Below are 18,758 nucleotides of genomic sequence, written 5' to 3' on the forward strand. Positions count from 1 at the left end.
TACGCGCCCGCCTAGGCTGGGAATTAGCGACTGCCCCGGCAACGGAAGGGGGCGGCCATGGCTTCCCTCTCGAAGGCGGGCGCGGCCCTCACCGCGTTGCGCGAGGATCTCGCCGGTGATGTGTTCGCGCCGGGGGACTTCGGCTACGACGACGCCCGGGCCGTCTTCAACGCCATGATCGACCGGCGGCCCGCGGTGATCGCGCAGTGCGTGGACGAGGACGACGTCGCGCGGGCCGTGCGGTTCGCACGGGACCTGGACCTCAACATCGCGGTGCGCGGCGGCGGGCACAGCGTCGCCGGCATGGCGCTGAACGACAACGGCCTGGTGATCGACCTGCGCCATATGCGCGCGGTCACCGTCGACCCCGCGGCCGAGGCGGTACGGGTCGCGGGCGGGGCGACGATGAGCGACCTGGACCGCGCCACGCAGGTGTTCGGCCTCGCGACGACCGGCGGCCGGGCGTCCACGACCGGGGTCGGCGGCTTCGTCCTGGGCGGGGGCACAGGCTGGCTGGACCGCTGGTGCGGACTGGCCGTCGACAACCTGCTCGGCGTCGAACTCGTCACCGCGGAGGGCGAGCGAATCCACGCGAGCGCCGACGACAACCCCGAATTGTTCTGGGCTCTGCACGGCGGTGGCGGCAACTTCGGCGTCGCGACCGCGCTCACCCTGAAACTCCACGAGCTGCCCGCGTTCTCCCTCGCGCTGGTGCTGTACCTCCCGGAGGCCGGTCCCGAGGTCGTCCGCACCTACCGCGAGCTGATCACCGTGGCTCCGGACGAGGCGAGCGGCGCCATGCTGTATCTCACCGGCCCGCCCGAGGAGTTCGTGCCGCCGCACCTGGTCGGCAAGCTCCTGTGCGGTGCGCTGCTGACGTACGCCGGGCCCGAGGAGGAGATGCGCAAGCTGGCCGAGCCCCTGCTGGCGCTGCCGCACGAGTCGGAGATCGTCGGGGCGATGCCGTACGCCGACGTCCAGTGCATGCTCGACGATCCGCCGGGGATGCGTAACTACTGGTCGGCGGAGTATCTGACGGGCGCGCCCGACGCCTACCTGGAGGCGTTCTGCGCCGGGGGCGAGTCCGTCCCCTCGCCCACTGGGACCCTCCACGCGATGTTCCCGCAGGGCGGGGCGATCGCCGCGGGCCCCCACGAGTACCCCGTGCCCTACCGGGACGCGGCCTGGGCTGTGCACCCCTTCGCGATCTGGGAGGACCCGGCGGACGACGAGCGGTGCGTCCAGTGGGTCCGGGACGTGCGGGCCGACGCGCAGCCGTGGAGCACCGGCGCGGTCTATCTGAACTTCATCGGCGACGAGGGCGCGGAACGCGTGGTGGCCGGTCTGGGCGCCGAGAACACGCGGCGGCTGGCGGAGCTGAAGCGGCGCCACGACCCGGACAACGTCTTCCGGTTCAACCACAACATCAGGCCGGCCTGAGCGCGGCCGGCCCGGGCGCCGTCAGCCGACCTGCTGGAACGCCGTCAGCGTCCGCTCCCCGCCCGGGTCGCCCGCCGTCGCCGGCACCAGCGCGATCTCGTCCAGTCCGGCTTCGGCGTACGCCGCGACACGCGCGCGTACGGCGTCCAGGTCGCCCACCAGGCCGACCATGTCCGCCGCCGCGGCGGGCAGCGCCCGGACCAGCGTGCCGGGATCGGCCCCGGTACGGGCCAGCTCGACCGCCTCCCCGAAGCCGGCCGCCTCGAACATGTCGCTGTAGCCCGGCACCGTCAGATACCCGGCGATGCTCCGCAGGACCTGCGCCAGGGAGTCCGGGTCCGGCTCGACGGCGGCGGGCAGCCAGGCGGCCAGCGTGGGCGGCGTCGTACGGCCCGCGCGCGTGGCGGCCGCTTCGAGCCTCCCCCGCAGCGACCGCACCTGTTCCGGCGAGACAATGTCGAGCAGCATCCGGTCGGCGTGGACCGCCGCCGTGGCGATCGCGCGGTCCCCGAACGCCGCCACGGTGAGCGGGCCACCGGGCGGCCGGAGGCGTCGCGGGAAGGCGCTGCCCGGGACGACCGGTTCGCCGGGCCTGCCGTGCAGGAAGACACGCAGGGCCGCCGCCGAGGCCTCCATCGCCGCGGCGGGCCGTGCCCGCGGCACCCCGTGCACGCCCTCGACCACCCGCTTGCTGGACGTCCCCAGCGCCACCCCGACCGGCCGCCCGGTGACGGCGGCGACCGAGGCGGCGCCCCGCGCGATCCCGAACGGCTCGCGCACCGACACCGCCACGGGACCGGCCGTCAGCGCGACCCGCTCGGTGGCCCGCCCGATGGCCGTGGCGAGGACGAAGGAGTCCCAGGTCGGCCCCTCCCCCGCCCACACCTCGCGATACCCGAGCCGATCGGCGGCCACGGCCACCCGCAACGGCTCCTCGACCGGACTCTCGTCCTCCCGTGCCACGGCAACCACGCTGAAGTCCATGCCGACGCGGCTACCCCGCTCCGGCGCCGCAACGCAAGATCGGCTCCGGAGATGTCAGGGAAGCCCGCGCACGGGTAGCGTCCGGCACATGGACAGCGGTACGGGCGGTACGGACAGCGGCTACGGGACCCACAGCGCCGGGATCACCGTGCGGCGGGCACTGGAGCTGCCCGGGCTGCGCAGTGGGCTGCCGGAGGTCCTCGCGGGCGGCGACCGGCTGGGGCGGACCGTGCGCTGGGTGCACGCCGGCGAGGTGCCCAACATCGCCTCGCTGCTGAAGGGCGGCGAACTGCTGCTGACCACGGGCTACGGCCTCGGCACGCGCCCTGCCGACCAGCGTGCGTTCGTGCGCACCCTGGCGGAGCGGGGCATCGCGGCCCTGGTCGTCGAGCTGGGCACGCGCTTCACGCGGCTGCCCGCCGCGCTGGTCGACACGGCACGGACGGCCGGTCTGCCGCTCGTCCAGCTCCATCGCGAGGTGGCCTTCGTGACGGTCACCGAGGAGATCCACACCGAGATCGTCAACGGCCACTACGCGCTGCTGCAACGGGCCGAGGAGGTGCACCGCCGGTGCACGGAGGCGCTGCTCGGCGGCGGCGGGGTGCCCCAAGTGCTGGGCATCCTGGCCGACTTCAGCGGCAACCCGGTGTTCCTGGAGACGACGGACGGCCAACTGCTGTACGCCGCCGGGGCGGGCCCCGAGGGCGCGGATCCGTTGCAGGTGTGGGAGGGACTGCGGAGCCAGCACAAGGACGCGCCGCCGCCGGGCGGGTCGGTGCTGGTGGATGTGCCGGGCGGCGGCCCGGGCACGGGGTCGGTCCGGGCCCGTCTCGTGCTGCTCCCCGTGCGGGGCCCGCTAGCGCCCGTGCACCGGATCGCCGCCGAGCGGGCCGCGGGCAGCCTGGCCGTGGTGCTGATGCAGGCGCGCCAGGAGGAGGAGCTGGCGGCGCGCGGGCGCGGCGACTTCCTGACCGACCTCGCGGAGGGCCGTATCGCCGCCGAGGACGCCCCGGCACAGGCGCGCGTGCTGGGCTTCAAGCCGGGTGACAGTCCGCTGCTGCCGGTCGTGATGCGGCTGGGGGACGCGCTGTCGCCGGGCGGGGGCTGGGCGGTGCTGGCGCGCGCGGTCGGGGAGGAGCTGGCCTCGGTGGGGGCGCCGGTGCTGTTGGGCGTGCGGCCGGTGGAGGGGCGGGTGCCGCTGCTGCTGGGCCTGCGTTCGGAGTCGGAACGGTCGGCGGTCGCGGACCGGGTGGCGGTGGCGCTGCGGGCGGGTGTGGAGCGGGCCGGGGTCCAGCGCCCCGGGGCGCCGCCACCGGTCGTGGTCGTCGGGGTGGCCGGCAGCTGGGCGGCGGCCTCGGCGGGCCTCAGACACGCGGCGGAGACGGCGACCGCGGCGCAGGGCCTGTCCGACCGCCCCTGGTACGACGCCCGGCGCCTGGACATCGACCTGCTGCTGTGGCGGCTGCGCAACCATCCGGACCTCGCGGCTTTCGTGGACCGCGCGATCGGCCCGCTCCGCGACCACGACAACCGCTCCAAGCCGCCCCTGCTGCCCACCCTGGAGACGTACTTGGCGCACGCGGGCCGCAAGGCGGAGACGGCCCGCGAGCTGCACCTCAACCGGCAGACGCTCTACAACCGCCTCGCCCGCATCGGCGAGTTGCTCGGCACGGACCTCGACGACCCGCAGACGGTGCTGGCGTTGAGCCTGGCGCTTCGGGCACGCAGGCATGCGGGGTAGGGCGGCACGTGGGCCACGGACGCTTCCGGCGTCTAGATCATGGGCCGCGGCTGCGTCAACTCGTCGTACACGCTGAGCACTTGGGCGACGGTCTCGTCCTCGGTCGGCCAGGTGGCCGCCTGCCGCGCGCCCCGGTTCCTGAGGAACTCCTGCCGCTCGGGATCGCCGAGCAGCCGTACGACGGCGTCGGCGAGGGCCTCCGGGTCGCCGTACGGGACGAGTTCGGCCGCGTCGCCGACGAGTTCCGGCACGCCGCCGACGTCGGTGGCGACGAGCGGCACGCGCGCGTGAAGGGCCGCCTGGGCGAGGACCGACCGTGACTCCCAACTGCTCGGCAGAAGCGCCACGTCGGCCGCCGCGAGCAGCTCGGAGACGTCGTCACGCCGCCCGATGAGCCGCACGGGCAGCCCCTCGTCCTCGATCCGGCGCTGCAGATCGGCCCGCAGCGCCCCCTCCCCCGCGATCACGACCAACGGCACGGCGTCGAGCCGCAGCCACGCGCGCGAGGCGTCCAGCAGCACGTCGTACCCGCGATGCCGCTCCAGCGAGCCGACGGCGATCAGCAACGGGCGTCCGGTGGCGCCGAGTTCGGCCCGGACCTTGGGACGCAGCGGGTCGGGGTCGTCGTGCTCGACGGTACGGCTCGGCGCGGGCAGCGCGACGGCGGCGAGGCGCGCGTCGCGGGCACCGGTCCGCCGGGCCCGGTCCACCAGCGCCGAGGTGGTCCCGAGCACGACGGAGGCGGCCTTGACGACCCGCCGCTCCAACAGCCGCAGGAGATGGGCGCGGGCGCCCTCGGCGTGAGCGCGGTCGTGCCAGGTGACGACGAGTGGGGTACGCCGCCCGCTCAGCGCGAGCACGGCACGGAAGGACGCGTGCAGCCCGTGGGCGTGCACCAGGTCGGCGTCCACGCAGGCGGCCCGCAGTGTGGCCACGGAAGCCGGATCGCTGCTGCGCGGCACATGCACATGGTCGGCGCCGGCGCCCGTGAAGTCGTAGAGGTGATCGGCCTCGACAGGGGCGCACACGGTGACCCGCACGCCCCGTGCGACCAGCCCCGAGGCCAGCGATCGCACATGCGCGCTACTGCCGGCGTTGCCGCCGCCCAGCACCTGCACGGTGCGCAGCGACGACTGGCCGTGCGGTGAGTGGCTGCTCGCGGGGGTCACGTGGCCGGGGCTCCTGCTTCGGGTCGGGCGGTCACGAAGAACGTACAGAAGGATCGCGCGGAGGGGGTGTACCGCGAGAATCCCTACGCGTACGACGTGTTTACGCCAAGGATGCCAGGACGTACGGCCGTTCCGGGAACGGCGACAGGGCGTGGACGGCTCAGCTGCGGGGCAACGCGCCGGGCCGAGTCACCTGCACGAGTGAGGCGGGGTGGGGGGTGTGGCCGAACATGCGCGCGCGGGGCACGCTCCCCGACCTGCGGCGCGTCACCCGACCGCCCTGCTGGCGACCGCGCTCACCTTGTCGCCGTACACCGCCGCGGCGACGACCGCAGCGGCGTGCGCGACCAGCCCGGCGCGCCCGTTCCCGGCCACGACCGCCGTCCCGAGGGCCGCGCCCAGCGCATGCGCCCCGGTGTCGCCGATCATCGCCCGCTCCCCGAGGTCGTCGGGCAGTACGGCCGCCGCGGCTCCCATGGCACCGGCGGCCGACTCGGCTCCGGGCCCCGGGCGCAACAGCCCCGGCGCACCGAGCGCGAGCACCGCGGCGGCGGCCCGCCCCGGCCGCACGTCCACGAGGTTGACGAAGTGCGCGGCACCCGCGATCACCACGCCCGCGAGCAGCTTGTCCAGCGGCCGCTCCTTGAGAACCGCCCCCGCGACGAGCCCGGCGGCGGAGACCCCGAACAACTTGACGGCCCCGCTGGTCACTTCGCCGTCCCGGAGCGCGGCGAGATGCGCCCGGAACCCACGCCGGGGGTCACCGTCCCCCACCACGTCGTCGTACGCCCCGCAGGCTCCGGCCACGGCCACGGCGACCCCGGCGGCCGGCGCGACCCGCCCGACGGCCACCGCAGCCGCCAGGGCGCAGGCGGGCCCGGCGTACAACTCCACGGTCCGGCCCGCGTAGTTCTTCCGCTCCCAGCGGTCACGGCCGCCGGGGGCCTTGGCGCGCAGGGCGGCTACCGCGGCGCGGGTGAGGGCGGCGGACAGACCGAAGGAGACGGCTTGCTTGATCATCCGGTCACCCTACGGGCCGCCGCCCGGGCTACCTGTCCGCCCGAGCCGTCTCGAGCAACTCCTCCGCGTGCGCGCGGGCCGTCTCCGAGTCCTCCTGACCGGCGAGCATCCGGGACAGCTCCCGGATCCGCTCCTCGCCCTCCAGGACCTTCACGCCGGAGCGGGTGACCGACCCGTCGTTGGTCTTCTCGACGAGCAGTTGCCGGTCGGCGAAGGCGGCGACCTGCGGCAGGTGGGTCACCACGACGACCTGCGCGGTCTTGGCCAGCCGGGCCAGCCTGCGGCCGATCTCCACGGCCGCCTTGCCGCCGACACCGGCGTCGACCTCGTCGAAGAGGTACGTCGGCACGGGATCGGTCCCGGCGAACACGACCTCGACGGCGAGCATCACACGCGACAGCTCACCGCCGGACGCGCCCTTGGCGATCGGCCGGGGCGGCGCTCCCGGGTGCGGGGCGAGCAGCAGCTCGACCTCGTCCACACCCGAGGGCCCGTAGGCGACCGGGCGCCCACCGACCTCCACGCCCTGCGGGTCCTCGGTCTGCCTGATGTCGAAGGACACGCGCGCGTGCGGCATCGCGAGCGAGGCCAGCTCCGCCGTCACGGCGGCGGCGAACCGCTCGGCGGCCTCCGCCCGCGCATCGGTCAACGCCTGCGCCAGCCCGCCCAGCTCGGCCCGCAGCCCGTCCCGCTCGGCGGTCAGCTCGTCGATGCGCTCGTCGTCGCTGTCCAGCTCGGTCAGCCGCCGGCTGCTCTCCTCGGCCCAGGTGAGCACGGCGGCGACGTCCTCGCCGTACTTCCGCGTGAGCGCGGTCAGCGCGGCCCGCCGTTCCTCGACGGCCGCGAGCCTCAGGGGATCGGCGTCCAGGTCGTCGGCGTACCCCGCCAACTCCCCGGCGACATCGCCCAGCAGGATCCCGATCTCCCCGATCCGGTCGGCCAGCGCGGCCAGCGCCGGATCGTGCGACCGCACGGCGTCCAGGGCCCGCTGCGCGCCCGCCACGAGCGTCGCCGCGTCGATGCCCTCGGGGTCCTCCGGGTTGCCGGCCAGCGCGGCGTGCCCGGCCGTGGCGGCCGACGACAGCGCCTCCGCGTGCCCGAGCCGCTCGGCCTCCTCCGCGAGCTCCACGTCCTCCCCGGCGCGCGGCTCGACACCGGCGATCTCGTCGAGCCCGAACCGCAGCAGGTCGGCTTCCTGGGCCCGCTCACGCGCGCGCGTGGTGATCTCGTCGAGCTCGACGGAGACCGCCCGCAACCGCCGGTACGCCTCGCCGTACTTGGCGAGCGGCACGGCGACGGCATCACCGGCGTACCGGTCGAGCGCCTGCCGCTGCCGGGTCAGCTTCAGCAGCCCCTGCTGGTCCGTCTGCCCGTGCACCGCCACCAGGTCGTCGGCGAGGTCGGCGAGCAGCCCCACGGGCACGCTGCGCCCGCCCACATGCGCCCGTGACCGCCCCTCGGCGGAAACGGTACGGCTGATCAGCAGAGCCCCGTCATCGAGCTCGGCCCCGGCCTCCTCGGCCCGTACGAAGGCCGACGCGCCCGCGGCGACGGTGATCCGCCCCTCCACGACCGCCTTGTCGGCCCCGATCCGCACGAGCGCCGGGTCCGCCCGCCCACCGAGCAACAGCCCGAGGCTGGTGACCACCATGGTCTTGCCCGCTCCCGTTTCACCGGTGACGGCTGTGAACCCCGGCGACAGTTCGACGACAGCGTCGTCGATGACTCCGAGCGACCGTATCCGCATCTCCTCCAACACGGACACGACCTTACGAGGTCAGGTACCGGGGATGCGACGCCCCCCGGTCCCAGTCATGTGAAGGTCCAGGTGACGAATGCGTACCGACCGCACATTGTCACTCGGGCGAGTGTCACTCCCTCAGGGGCGCGGGGGAACTGCGCGACCAGCCACAACGGGCCCGCAGCCGCCGACGCCCCCCAACGCACACCACGGCGAATGGGCTAATGCGGCGCCCCCCGCCACCCGGAAACCGGCAACGCGAACTTCGCCACCAACCGATCCGTGAACGAGGCGTGATGCAGCCGAGCGAGCCGCACCGGCACAGCCCCCCGCCGCACCTCGACCCGCGCTCCCGGCGGCAACTCGACAGTCCGTCGCCCGTCACACCACAGCACCCCCGGCGGGATGTGCGGCAGAACCTCCACCGCCAGCACCGAATCCGGCGACGTCACCAACGGCTTGGCGAACAGCGCGTGCGCCGAGATCGGCACCATCAGCAACGCTTCGACCTCGGGCCACACCACAGGCCCGCCCGCCGAGAAGGCATACGCCGTGGACCCGGTCGGCGTGGAGAGCACGATCCCGTCGCATCCGAACCCCGTCACCGGCCGCCCGTCGATCTCCAGCACGACCTCGAGCAGCTTCTCGGCGCCGGCCTTCTGCACGGCCGCCTCGTTCAGCGCCCAGTCCGTGTGCACGATGTCGCCGTTCTGATGCACGACGACGTCGACGGTCATCCGCTCCTCGACCTCGTACGCCTTGGTCACGACCCGGTCGACGACCTTGTCGAGATCATCGCGCTCGGCCTCCGCGAGGAACCCGACCCGCCCGAGGTTCACACCCAGCATCGGCACCCCGGACGCACGGGCGAACTCGGCGCCCCGCAGCAGCGTTCCGTCGCCGCCCAGCACTATCAGCAGCTCGCACCCGTCGAGGCACTGCGCGGTCGCCTCCTTGACGAGCTCCACCTCGTCCGGCAGCGGCAGGTCGGCGGCCTCGTACTCCAGGACGCGCACCCCGATGCCCTCCCGCAGCAGCCCCTTGACCACCAGCTCGGCGCTGCGAATGGCCGCGGGCCGCCCGGTGTGGGCGAGCAGAAAAACAGTACGAGCTCGGTTCTGTGTCAACGCGGCCCCTCCGCAACTGCACGGTCAACGTCGGCCGGGTCCAGAGCGGGCGCCCCGGTACGCAGCCACAGAAAGTACTCGACATTCCCGGAGGGTCCGGGCAACGGACTCGCCGTGACCCCCTTCACCCCGAGCCCGAGTTCCCACGCCTTCTCTGCCACGCCGCGCACGGCCTCGGCCCGCAGCTCGGGACTGCGGACGACCCCGCCGCTGCCCAGCCGCTCCTTCCCCACCTCGAACTGTGGCTTGACCATCATCACCAGATCGGCGTCCGGCTTCACGCACCGCACCAGGGCGGGCAGCACCAGTCCGAGCGGGATGAAGGACAGATCCCCCACGACAAGATCCACTGGTTCCCCATCGATCGCTTCGAGCGTCAACTCGCGTACGTTCGTACGGTCTTTGACGGTCACGCGTTCATCACTTCGGAGAGTCCAGGCGAGTTGTCCGTAGCCGACGTCGACGGCGACCACCCGGGCGGCCCCGGCCCTCAGCAGCACATCGGTGAACCCGCCGGTGGACGCCCCGGCATCGAGCGCCCGCCGCCCCTCGACCGCCAGCCCCTGGGGTACGAAGACCTCCAGAGCGCCCGCGAGCTTGTGCCCTCCCCGGGACACGTACTCGGGCTCGCTGCCGTCGGCGACGACGACGATCGCCGCCGCGGTCTCCACCTGTGTGGCCGGCTTGGTCGCGACGGTCTTGCCGACGGTGACCCGCCCGGCGGCGATCAGCTGGCTGGCGTGCTCGCGCGAGCGCGCAAGCTTCCGGCGGACCAGCTCCGCGTCAAGACGGCGGCGTGCGACTCCTGCCACGTTCGGTTCAGCTCCTGTTTCCATACGGCGACGGGGGCGCCGGAGGTCCCGGGCGGGCGTCGAGCGCGGTGAGCGCGTCGCGCAGCCCCCGGTGTACATCCTCGTACACCTCCAGGTGCCCGTCCGTGGCGAGGTGGTCGGCATCACCGAGCCGCTCCAACTGCGCGTCGACGTCGGCGTGGCCGGTGGCGGTGCGCGGGACGTTCAGCGGTGCTGGGGCGGCGGGGTCGTACTCGGATTCGACCGCGAGCCCGGGGTCGGTCACCTGCCCGGCCTCGGCCTCGGTCTCCTCCGGGACCTCCGGCTGCGGAACTGTGTCGCTCATGCCCAGACGCTACCCCGAACCGCTGGGGTACCGTCGATCGCGATGGCCACGACTGAGGAGTGCCGCGCCGCACTCGAAAAGCTCTCGGACAACATGCAGCGCGCCGAAGGGGACGTCCGCTCGGCCGCCGCCCTGGACCGCTCGGTGAGCTGCCACATCACCGACCTGGACGTCACCTTCGCCGGCCGCATGGCGGGCGGCCGCATCCAGGTCCACGACACGCTCCAGGGCCCGCCCCGCGAGAAGGCCCAGATCAGACTGAGCATGACCGGCGACGACCTGGTCTCCCTGGTCGACGGCGACCTGAACTTCGCCAAGGCGTGGGGCTCGGGCCGGGTGAAGCTGCACGCGGGTCTGCGCGATCTGCTGGTCCTCAGGAAGCTTCTCTAAGCCACCTCAGGACGCTTCTCCGGGTCACCTCAGAAACCTCTCTCCAGGTCACCTCAGGAGGCTTCGGCGGCGGCCACCTTCGTGACGTCCGCCTTGTCCCCGACCCGCGCCTTGCGCGCCGCCGGAATCACGAGCGGCGTCCCCGTCTCGGGGTCGTCGATGACCTGGCACCGCAGCCCGAAGACGTCCTCGACCAGCTCGGCCGTCACGATGTCGTTCGGCGCGCCCTCGGCGATGATCTCCCCGCCGCGCAGGGCGATGAGGTGTGTGGCGTACCGGGCCGCGTGGTTCAGGTCGTGCAGCACGGCGACCAGCGTCCGCCCCTGCTCCTCGTGCAGCTGGGCGCACAGGTCGAGGACGTCGATCTGGTGCTGGATGTCGAGGTAGGTCGTCGGCTCGTCGAGCAGCAGCAGCGGCGTCTGCTGGGCGAGCGCCATCGCGATCCACACGCGCTGGCGCTGACCGCCGGACAGTTCGTCGACATAGCGATCCGCGAGCTCGGCGATCCCGGTCTGCTCCATCGACTCCTGTACGACCCGCTCGTCCTCGGTCGACCACTGGCGCAGGATCCCCTGGTGCGGGTACCGGCCGCGGCCCACCAGGTCGGCGACGGTGATCCCGTCCGGCGCGATCGACGACTGCGGCAGCAGCCCCAGCGTGCGCGCGACCTTCTTCGCCGGCATCGACTGGATGACCGACCCGTCCAGCAGGACCCGGCCCTGGCTGGGCTTGAGCATCCGCGACAGCGCCCGCAGCAGCGTGGACTTGCCGCACGCGTTCGGGCCGACGATCACGGTGAAGGAGCTGTCGGGTATCTCCACCGACAGTTGCTCGGCGATGACCCGCTGGTCGTAGGCGAGGGTGACGTTGTCGGCGGACAGGCGGTTCACAGTGCTCCTTCGGTCGTTCAGCCCGTTGCTCGCCCCGCTGCTGAGGCTGTCGTTGCTCAGGCTCTTGTGGCTGAGGCTCTCGTTGCCGTTGCTGCCGGGCCTCATATCCGGCCCGCCTTGCGCTCGGTAACCAGCAGCCAGAGCAGGTATACGCCGCCGAGCACGCCCGTGACCACGCCCACGGGCATCTGGTCGGCGCCGAAGACCCGCTGGGAGATCCAGTCGGCGGTGACGAGGAGGGCGGCGCCCATGCACAGCGAGGGCAGCAGGTTCGGCCCGGGCGAGCGGGTCAGGCGCCGGGCGAGCTGCGGCGCGGTCAGCGCCACGAAACTCACGGGGCCCGCGGCGGCGGTGGCGGCCGCGGTGAGCAGCACGGCCGCCAGCATCAGCAGCAGCCGTACGCGTTCGACACGCACCCCCAGGGCGTACGAGACGTCGTCGCCCATCTCCATCATTCGCAGCCCGCGCGCGTTGGCGAGGACGAGCGGTACGAGGACGACGCACAGCGCGAGCAGCGGCCAGACCTGGGCCCAGTCACGGCCGCTGAGGGAGCCGGTCATCCACACGACCGCGCGGGCCGCGTCGACGAGGTCGGCCTTGGTCAGCAGATAGCCGTTGACCGCCGTCATGATCGCGGACATGCCGATACCGACCAGGACCAGTCGGTAACCGTGCACGCCCCGCTTCCAGGCGAGCAGATAGATGGCGAGCCCGGTCGCGAGTCCGCCCACCAGCGCGCCGACGGTGACCTGGCCGGCGTTCCCGGAGAACAGCACGATCATCACGAGCGCCCCGGCCGTGGCCCCCTGCCCGAGACCGAGGATGTCCGGGCTGCCCAGCGGGTTGCGGGACAGCGCCTGGAACAGCGCCCCGCCGAGACCCAGTGCGGCACCCACCAGGAGCCCGACCAGGACCCTCGGCAGCCGCAGCTCGTTGACGATGAACTCCTGCCCCGCGTTGCCGTCGCCGACCAGCGTCCTGAGCACGTCGCCCGCCGAGATCGGGAAGTCGCCGGTGCCGATCAGCAGGACACTCGCGGCGAGCGCGGCAAGCAGCAGCAGGACGACGGCGGTCAGCGCCCGGACGTCCAGCCGGACGGAGATCCCGCCCGGCGTCCGCACGGCACGGTTGGCGCGGGAGGCGCGGGTACTCGCCGCCGGCGCCGCGGTCTTGGCTTCGCTCTTCACTGCGGTCCTCACAGCTGGGCCGTCCTCCGCCGTCGTACGAGAAAGATGAAGACCGGTCCGCCGAGGATCGCGGTGACGATGCCGACCTGGAGCTCGGCGGGCCGGGTGACGGTCCGGCCGAGCACATCGGCGCCGAGCAGCAGCACGGGCGACAGGACGGCCGCATACGGCAGGATCCAGCGCAGGTCGGGGCCGGTGAAGGACCGCACGACATGCGGCACCATCAGGCCGACGAACACGATCGGCCCGCAGGCCGCGGTCGCGGCGCCGCACAGCACGGTCGCGGCGAGCATCGACAGCACCCGGGTCCGGTTCAGGTTGGCGCCGAGAGCCTTGGCGGTGTCATCGCCCATCTCCATGGCGTTGAGCGGCCGGGCGAGCGCCAGCGCGAGGACCACGCCGACGACGAGGAACGGCAGCACCTGCTTGATGGTCGAGTCCGTCGCCGAGGTCAGCGAACCGACCGTCCAGAAGCGCATCTTGTTCAGCGCCGCGTTGTCCATGATCATCACGGCCTGGAGATAGCCGTAGAGTGCGGCGCTGATCGCCGTACCGGCGAGCGCGAGCCGCACCGGTGTGGCACCCCGGCTGCCGCCGAGGAACCACACCATCGCCCCGACCGCTGCCGCGCCGAGGAAGGCGAACCAGACGTAGCCACTGAGGCTGGTGACACCGAAGAACGTGATGGCGGTGACGACCGCGGCGGACGCGCCCGCGTTGATGCCGAGCAGCCCGGGATCGGCGAGCGGATTGCGGGTGAGCGCCTGCAGCACCGCCCCGGCGAGACCGAGCGCGGCGCCGGCCAGCACTCCGAGGACGGTGCGCGAGATCCGGTCGTCGACCACGACGTCGCCGTAGGTCCCGGAACTCTCGAACAGGCCGTGCCAGACCTCCCCCAGGGACAGCTGTTTCGCTCCGATCGCGATGCTCGCCAGAACGACGACCACCAGAATCAGGAGAGAGACGAGCAGCCCAACGGCACGTATCGCCCGTCGGTTTGGTGGCGCGGACGGGGACTCCGCGCGCTGTTCAGGAGGACTCTCGACCAACACCCAGTTAGGTTAGCCTACCCTCCTATTCGGCCACGATCCCGCCGTACAAGGTCACGATGCCGCCGTACGGCGTCACAACCCCGGCCACAATCCCTCCCCGCGGCGTCACACCTCCGGCCACGCCGCTTCCCTACGAGGTCACAGCCCCAGCCGCGCCAGCTCCTTGCCCGCGTCCAGCGCGCACGAACCGTCCCCGGCCGCGGTCCAGGCCGCCGCGCACAGCGCCCGCAGTCCGTCCAAGGCCTCACCGTCACCGACGAGTTCCAGCCGGTCGGCCCGGGCGGTCGCCGTCCAGCCACCGCACCGGAAACCGTCTCCGTCCTCGGCGACCTCCGGCTGCCCGGTGAGCACACCACGCAGATCGGCGTCGACGTAAGTCGGCCGGTGCTGCGGCGGCGCGGCAAGCAGCTGCGCGCCGTCGGTCACCCCGGTCAGCACGAGCAGCGAGTCGACGTCCCCGTTGAACGCGCCCTCGATGTCCGTGTCCAGGCGGTCCCCGACGACCAGCGGCCGCTCGGCGCCGGTGCGCAGGATGGTCTCCCGGTGCATGGGGGGCAACGGCTTGCCCGCCACCTGAGGCTCGGCGCCGGTGGCTATGCGCACGACCTCCACGGCCGCGCCATTACCCGGCGCGATCCCGCGCGCGCTCGGAATCGTCAGGTCGGTGTTGGACGCGAACCACGGCACCCCGCGCGCGATGGCGTAGCACGCCTCCGCGAACCGCCCCCACGCCAGCTCCGGCCCGCCGTACCCCTGCACGACGGCCGCCGGATCGTCGTCGGCCGACTCCACCGGCTCCAGCCCGCGCTCGCGCAGCGCCACCCGCAGCCCCTCCCCGCCGATCACCAGCACCCGGGCGCCCGCCGGCACCTGCTCACTGATCAGCCGCGCGACCGCCTGCGCCGAGGTGATCACGTCGTCCGCCCCCGTGGGTATCCCCAGCGCGGTCAGATGCGCGGCCACGACGTCCGGAGTCCGCAGGGCGTTGTTCGTGACATACGCAAGATGCATTCCGCCCGCACGGGCCGTGGCCAGCGACTCCACGGCATGCACGATCGCGTTGCCCCCGGCGTACACCACACCGTCGAGGTCGAGCAGCGCCGTGTCGTACGCCTCGCTCAGAGCCTGGCCACTGCCCTCCGGCCTCCTCCTGACGCTCTGGCTCATTCCACATCGCTCCTCGTTCGACGGCTTTCCTCAGATCATCCCCCATGCCACCGACACCCGTACGATGCCGGGATGAACACAGCAGGTCACCAGGAAGCAACGGCGCGCCGAGGCCTCGAACTCACCCCGTTTCGAGGGCTTCGCTACGACCCCGACCGGGTCGGCAGCCTGGCCGCCGTGACATCGCCTCCGTACGACGTCGTCGTCCGCCCCGACGGCCTGCACCAGCTCCAGGACGCGGACCCGTACAACATCGTGCGGCTGATCCTCCCTCAGGCCGAGACCGCGGACGCCCGCAACAACCAGGCCGCGACGACCCTGCGCCGCTGGCTGTCCGAAGGCGTGCTGACCGCCGACCCCGAGCCCGGCCTGTACGTCTACGAACAACATGACGGCGAGGGCATGCTGCAGCGCGGCGTCATCGGCGCCCTGCGCGTGACGGAGCCCTCGGAGGGCCTCGTCCTGCCGCACGAGGACGTCATGCCGCACGTGGTCGCCGACAGAGCCGCTCTGATGCGTGCCACCTCCGCGAACCTCGAGCCGCTGCTGCTGACCTACCGCGGCAACGGCACGGCGAACGACACGACCGCCGTCATCGAGCGCACGGTCGAGCGCCCGCCGCTCTTCGCGACCACCACCGAGGACGGCTTCAGCCACCGCCTGTGGTCGATCACCGACCCGGCCGACCTGGCTCTCGTCCAGTCCGACCTGACGCTCCGCCAGGCCCTGATCGCCGACGGCCATCACCGCTGGGCGACCTATCGACGTCTACGCGCGGAGCACGGCTCCCCCAGCCCGTGGGACTACGGCCTGGTCCTCCTCGTCGACACGGCCCGCTACCCCCTCCGCGTCCGCGCCATCCACCGTCTCCTGCACGACCTGGCGGTACCGGACGCCCTGGCCGCCCTCGACGGCCACTTCCGCGTCCGCCGCCTCGAAGTCCCGCTGTCCGAGGCCCTGGCGGCGCTGGCCGACGCGGCCTGCGCGGGCAACGCCTACCTCCTCGCCGGAGACGGCGCCTTCCACCTCGTCGACGACCCCGACCCGGCCCTCCTCGACCGCACGGTCCCCACCGACCGCCCCGCGGCCTGGCGCACCCTGGACGCCACCGTCCTGCACGCCGCACTCCTCGCCCACGTCTGGCACATCCCCGAGGACGACCCCACCCGCATCGCCTACATCCACGACACCGCCGCCACCGTCAAGAAGGCGGAACGCGACGGCGGTACGGCCGTCCTGATGCACCCGGTCCGCGAGGACGTCGTACGCGACCTCGCCCGCCAGGGCGTCACGATGCCCCGAAAGTCGACGTCGTTCGGCCCGAAGCCGGCGTCGGGTCTGGTGCTGCGCACCCTGGACGGGTGAACGCAAAAGGGCGGGACCCCGGCCCGGGGTCCCGCCCTTCACATCACACGCAGATCACTCCTTGCCGCCCTCTTCGGGATCGGCCTGAGCCTGCTCCTCACGACGGTCGTCACTCTCGCCATCGCTCTCGTCGAAGGCGTCGACGAACTCGACACCGTCCATCTCGGCGAGCCGGTCGGAGGCATCCGTGCTTCCGTCCTTGTCCGCCTCCACGGCCTTGGCGAACCACTCACGCGCCTCACCCTGCCGCCCGGCGGCCAGCAGCGCGTCCGCGTAGGCGTACCGCAGCCGCGCGGTCCACGGCTGCACGGCGTTGGAGGCCAGCTCGGGGCTCTGCAGCGTCACGATCGCCGCGTCCAGCTGCCCCATGTCACGCCGAGCGCCGGCCGCGACGAGCCGCATCTCGACCTGCCCGGCCTTGTCCAGCTTGTGCGACTCGGCCGCCCCGGCCATGTCCAGCGCCTTCTCCGGCCGCCCGAGCCCACGCTCACAGTCGGCCATCAGCGGCCACAGCTCCACGCCACCGGTCATCCGCCGCGCCGCCCGGAACTCGGCAAGCGCCTCGGCGTACTTCTGGTTCGCGTACGCCGCGAACCCGGCCGCCTCCCGCACGGCCGCGACGCGCGACGCCAGCCGAAGGGCCACCTTGGAGTAGCCGTACGCGCCCTCGGGGTCCTCGTCGATGAGCCGCGCGACCATCACCAGGTTCTTGGCGACGTCCTCCGCGAGCGTCTTCGGCAGGCTCTGCAGCTCCTGCCGTACGTCCTTGTCGATCTCGTCGCCCGTGACGTCCTCCGGGATCGGCAGCCGCTTGATCGGCTCACGGTCCCGATCCCGCTCATCACGGAACCGGCCACCGCCACGCCGGTCGTCACGCCGGTCATCCCGCCGATCGTCACGCCCACGGAACCCTCCGGGACGCCCACCGCGGTCGTCCCGACGGGGCCCACGACCACCACGGTCGTCCCGCCCACGGAACCCACCACGGTCGCCCCGGCTGTCATCGCGACGGAACCCACCACGGTCATCGCCACGACGGTCGTCACGGCGGTCGCCCCGGCTGTCATCGCGACGGAAGCCGCCACGGTCATCGCCACGGCGATCGCCCCGGCTGTCATCGCGACGGAACCCACCACGGTCATCGCCACGACGATCGTCACGGCGGTCATCCCTGCGGTCATCGCGACGGAACCCACCACGGTCATCGCCACGACGATCGTCACGGCGGTCGTCGCGCCGGAAATCGCGTCGGTCGCCACCGCGGTCGTCACCCCGACGGTCATCACGGCGATCGTCACGCCGGAAGCCACGGTCCCGGTCGTCGCGCCGGAAGCCGCCGCGCTCACCATCGCGACGTTCGTCGCTACGCCGGTCGCCGCCACGGTCATCACGCCGGCCGTAGCCGCCACCACGGTTGTCGTCCCGCCGGAAGCCACCGCGGTCATCGCCACGACGGTCATCGCGCCGGCCGCCGAACCCGCCCCGGTCGTCGTCGCGACGCTCCCCCCGGTCGTCACGACGGAAGGACGAACGGTCGCCCTCGCGGCGGAAGCCACGGTCACGGTCGTCACGGCGCGGCCCACCGGAACGGTCGTCCCTGCGGAACGCCGGACGGGCACCCCGATCGCCTTCACGCCGGTCGCCGCCACGGTCATCACGCCGAGCGTGGCCACCGCCACGGTTGTCGTCCCGCCGGAAGCCGCCACGGTCATCGCCACGACGGTCGTCACGGCGGTCGTCGCGACGATCGTCACGGCGGAAGCCACCCCGGTCGCCGCCCCGGTCGTCACTACGGCGATCGTCACGACGCCCGTAGCCACCACGGTCGTTGTCGCGACGAACACCACCACGGTCGCCGCCTCGGTAACCGCCTCGATCACCCCGGTCGCCGCGGTCACCACTGTCCCGTCGCCGCGGTTCGCGCTCCGGTCGGTCGTCGGGAGAGTTGGTGGACATCGGTGACTCCTGTCTTAGGTACTGCAAGCATTGTAAAAACGAAAGGACCCCTGGTCCCAGCTGAACGCTGGTGACCAGGGGTCCTTCCCAAAGATTGTTCGGCGGCGTCCTACTCTCCCACAGGGTCCCCCCTGCAGTACCATCGGCGCTGTAAGGCTTAGCTTCCGGGTTCGAAATGTAACCGGGCGTTTCCCTCACGCTATAACCACCGAAACCCTAATGGTTTCGAGCGAACAAGCACACTTTTCTTTTGTCTGTTCTGCTCAAGAAACCGGCAACGGTCGTTGCCTCAGAACTAACACAGTGGACGCGAGCATCTATGGACAAGCCCTCGGCCTATTAGTACCGGTCACCTCCACACGTTACCGTGCTTCCAGATCCGGCCTATCAAC

At 72.6% G+C, this 18,758-nt stretch carries 16 protein-coding genes and 1 rRNA gene; 4 read left to right on the top strand and 13 right to left on the bottom strand.

Annotated features, from left to right (window positions below):
* The first annotated feature begins 57 nt into the window (after positions 1 to 57).
* Positions 58 to 1,440 (top strand): FAD-binding oxidoreductase, encoded by a 1,383-nt coding sequence (locus tag ACWGDB_RS38605; RefSeq protein ID WP_453826732.1) that lies wholly within the window; start codon positions 58 to 60, stop codon positions 1,438 to 1,440.
* A gap of 21 nt (positions 1,441 to 1,461) precedes the next feature.
* Here ACWGDB_RS38605 and ACWGDB_RS38610 read toward each other — a convergent pair whose 3' ends face one another.
* Positions 1,462 to 2,424, bottom strand: a complete 963-nt coding sequence (locus tag ACWGDB_RS38610; RefSeq protein WP_453826733.1) for an LLM class F420-dependent oxidoreductase — start codon at positions 2,422 to 2,424, stop codon at positions 1,462 to 1,464.
* An 88-nt stretch (positions 2,425 to 2,512) separates the two neighbouring features.
* Between ACWGDB_RS38610 and ACWGDB_RS38615 the strand changes: the two genes are divergently transcribed.
* The gene (locus ACWGDB_RS38615; RefSeq protein ID WP_453826734.1) at positions 2,513 to 4,165 is read left to right on the top strand and encodes a PucR family transcriptional regulator; all 1,653 of its coding nucleotides are present in this window, start codon (positions 2,513 to 2,515) and stop codon (positions 4,163 to 4,165) included.
* A gap of 32 nt (positions 4,166 to 4,197) precedes the next feature.
* On the opposite strand, the gene ACWGDB_RS38620 is transcribed toward ACWGDB_RS38615, so the two are convergent.
* From ACWGDB_RS38620 to ACWGDB_RS38645, 6 genes are all read right to left on the bottom strand, one after another.
* Positions 4,198 to 5,334, bottom strand: a complete 1,137-nt coding sequence (locus ACWGDB_RS38620; protein WP_453826735.1) for a glycosyltransferase family 4 protein — start codon at positions 5,332 to 5,334, stop codon at positions 4,198 to 4,200.
* A 267-nt stretch (positions 5,335 to 5,601) separates the two neighbouring features.
* A complete protein-coding gene (locus ACWGDB_RS38625) occupies positions 5,602 to 6,354 on the bottom strand; it encodes a hypothetical protein (RefSeq protein ID WP_453826736.1) in 753 nt (250 codons plus the stop codon).
* 28 nt (positions 6,355 to 6,382) lie between these two features.
* Positions 6,383 to 8,101 (bottom strand): DNA repair protein RecN, encoded by a 1,719-nt coding sequence (gene recN / locus ACWGDB_RS38630; RefSeq protein WP_453826744.1) that lies wholly within the window; start codon positions 8,099 to 8,101, stop codon positions 6,383 to 6,385.
* A gap of 215 nt (positions 8,102 to 8,316) precedes the next feature.
* Positions 8,317 to 9,222 (bottom strand): NAD kinase, encoded by a 906-nt coding sequence (locus ACWGDB_RS38635; RefSeq protein WP_328428696.1) that lies wholly within the window; start codon positions 9,220 to 9,222, stop codon positions 8,317 to 8,319.
* Positions 9,219 to 10,034: a TlyA family RNA methyltransferase gene (locus tag ACWGDB_RS38640; RefSeq protein ID WP_453826737.1), complete on the bottom strand. Its 816-nt coding sequence runs from the start codon at positions 10,032 to 10,034 to the stop codon at positions 9,219 to 9,221. Before ACWGDB_RS38640 ends, ACWGDB_RS38635 begins: the two co-directional genes overlap by 4 nt.
* A gap of 7 nt (positions 10,035 to 10,041) precedes the next feature.
* Positions 10,042 to 10,359, bottom strand: coding sequence for a hypothetical protein (locus tag ACWGDB_RS38645; protein WP_453826738.1), 318 nt, complete (start codon positions 10,357 to 10,359; stop codon positions 10,042 to 10,044).
* A gap of 42 nt (positions 10,360 to 10,401) precedes the next feature.
* Here ACWGDB_RS38645 and ACWGDB_RS38650 point away from each other — a divergent pair, with 42 nt between their 5' ends.
* On the top strand, positions 10,402 to 10,749 hold the full coding sequence (locus tag ACWGDB_RS38650) for an SCP2 sterol-binding domain-containing protein (protein WP_453826739.1): 348 nt from the start codon (positions 10,402 to 10,404) through the stop codon (positions 10,747 to 10,749).
* A 53-nt stretch (positions 10,750 to 10,802) separates the two neighbouring features.
* Here the strand turns inward: ACWGDB_RS38650 and ACWGDB_RS38655 are convergent, their stop codons facing one another.
* The 4 genes from ACWGDB_RS38655 to ACWGDB_RS38670 all read right to left on the bottom strand — a co-directional run bounded on the left by ACWGDB_RS38655 (position 10,803) and on the right by ACWGDB_RS38670 (position 15,045).
* Positions 10,803 to 11,744: an ABC transporter ATP-binding protein gene (locus ACWGDB_RS38655; protein WP_453826740.1), complete on the bottom strand. Its 942-nt coding sequence runs from the start codon at positions 11,742 to 11,744 to the stop codon at positions 10,803 to 10,805.
* Entirely contained in the window at positions 11,741 to 12,826 is a 1,086-nt protein-coding gene (locus ACWGDB_RS38660) for a FecCD family ABC transporter permease (RefSeq protein ID WP_453826745.1), read from the bottom strand. Before ACWGDB_RS38660 ends, ACWGDB_RS38655 begins: the two co-directional genes overlap by 4 nt.
* Positions 12,827 to 12,834: 8 nt before the next feature.
* Complete coding sequence (locus ACWGDB_RS38665) at positions 12,835 to 13,878, bottom strand: FecCD family ABC transporter permease (protein ID WP_453826741.1); 1,044 nt, start codon at positions 13,876 to 13,878, stop codon at positions 12,835 to 12,837.
* 138 nt (positions 13,879 to 14,016) lie between these two features.
* The gene (locus ACWGDB_RS38670; protein ID WP_427841737.1) at positions 14,017 to 15,045 is read right to left on the bottom strand and encodes an HAD hydrolase-like protein; all 1,029 of its coding nucleotides are present in this window, start codon (positions 15,043 to 15,045) and stop codon (positions 14,017 to 14,019) included.
* A 72-nt stretch (positions 15,046 to 15,117) separates the two neighbouring features.
* On the opposite strand from ACWGDB_RS38670, the gene ACWGDB_RS38675 reads away from it, so the two are divergent.
* Entirely contained in the window at positions 15,118 to 16,410 is a 1,293-nt protein-coding gene (locus ACWGDB_RS38675) for a DUF1015 domain-containing protein (RefSeq protein ID WP_453826742.1), read from the top strand.
* A gap of 54 nt (positions 16,411 to 16,464) precedes the next feature.
* On the opposite strand, the gene ACWGDB_RS38680 is transcribed toward ACWGDB_RS38675, so the two are convergent.
* The gene (locus ACWGDB_RS38680) at positions 16,465 to 17,217 is read right to left on the bottom strand and encodes a hypothetical protein (RefSeq protein WP_453826746.1); all 753 of its coding nucleotides are present in this window, start codon (positions 17,215 to 17,217) and stop codon (positions 16,465 to 16,467) included.
* Between the two features lie 1,245 nt (positions 17,218 to 18,462).
* A 5S ribosomal RNA gene (gene rrf, locus ACWGDB_RS38685) occupies positions 18,463 to 18,579 on the bottom strand.
* Positions 18,580 to 18,758: the final 179 nt, after the last annotated feature.

The sequence above is a fragment of the Streptomyces sp. NPDC055013 genome, assembly GCF_053608645.1.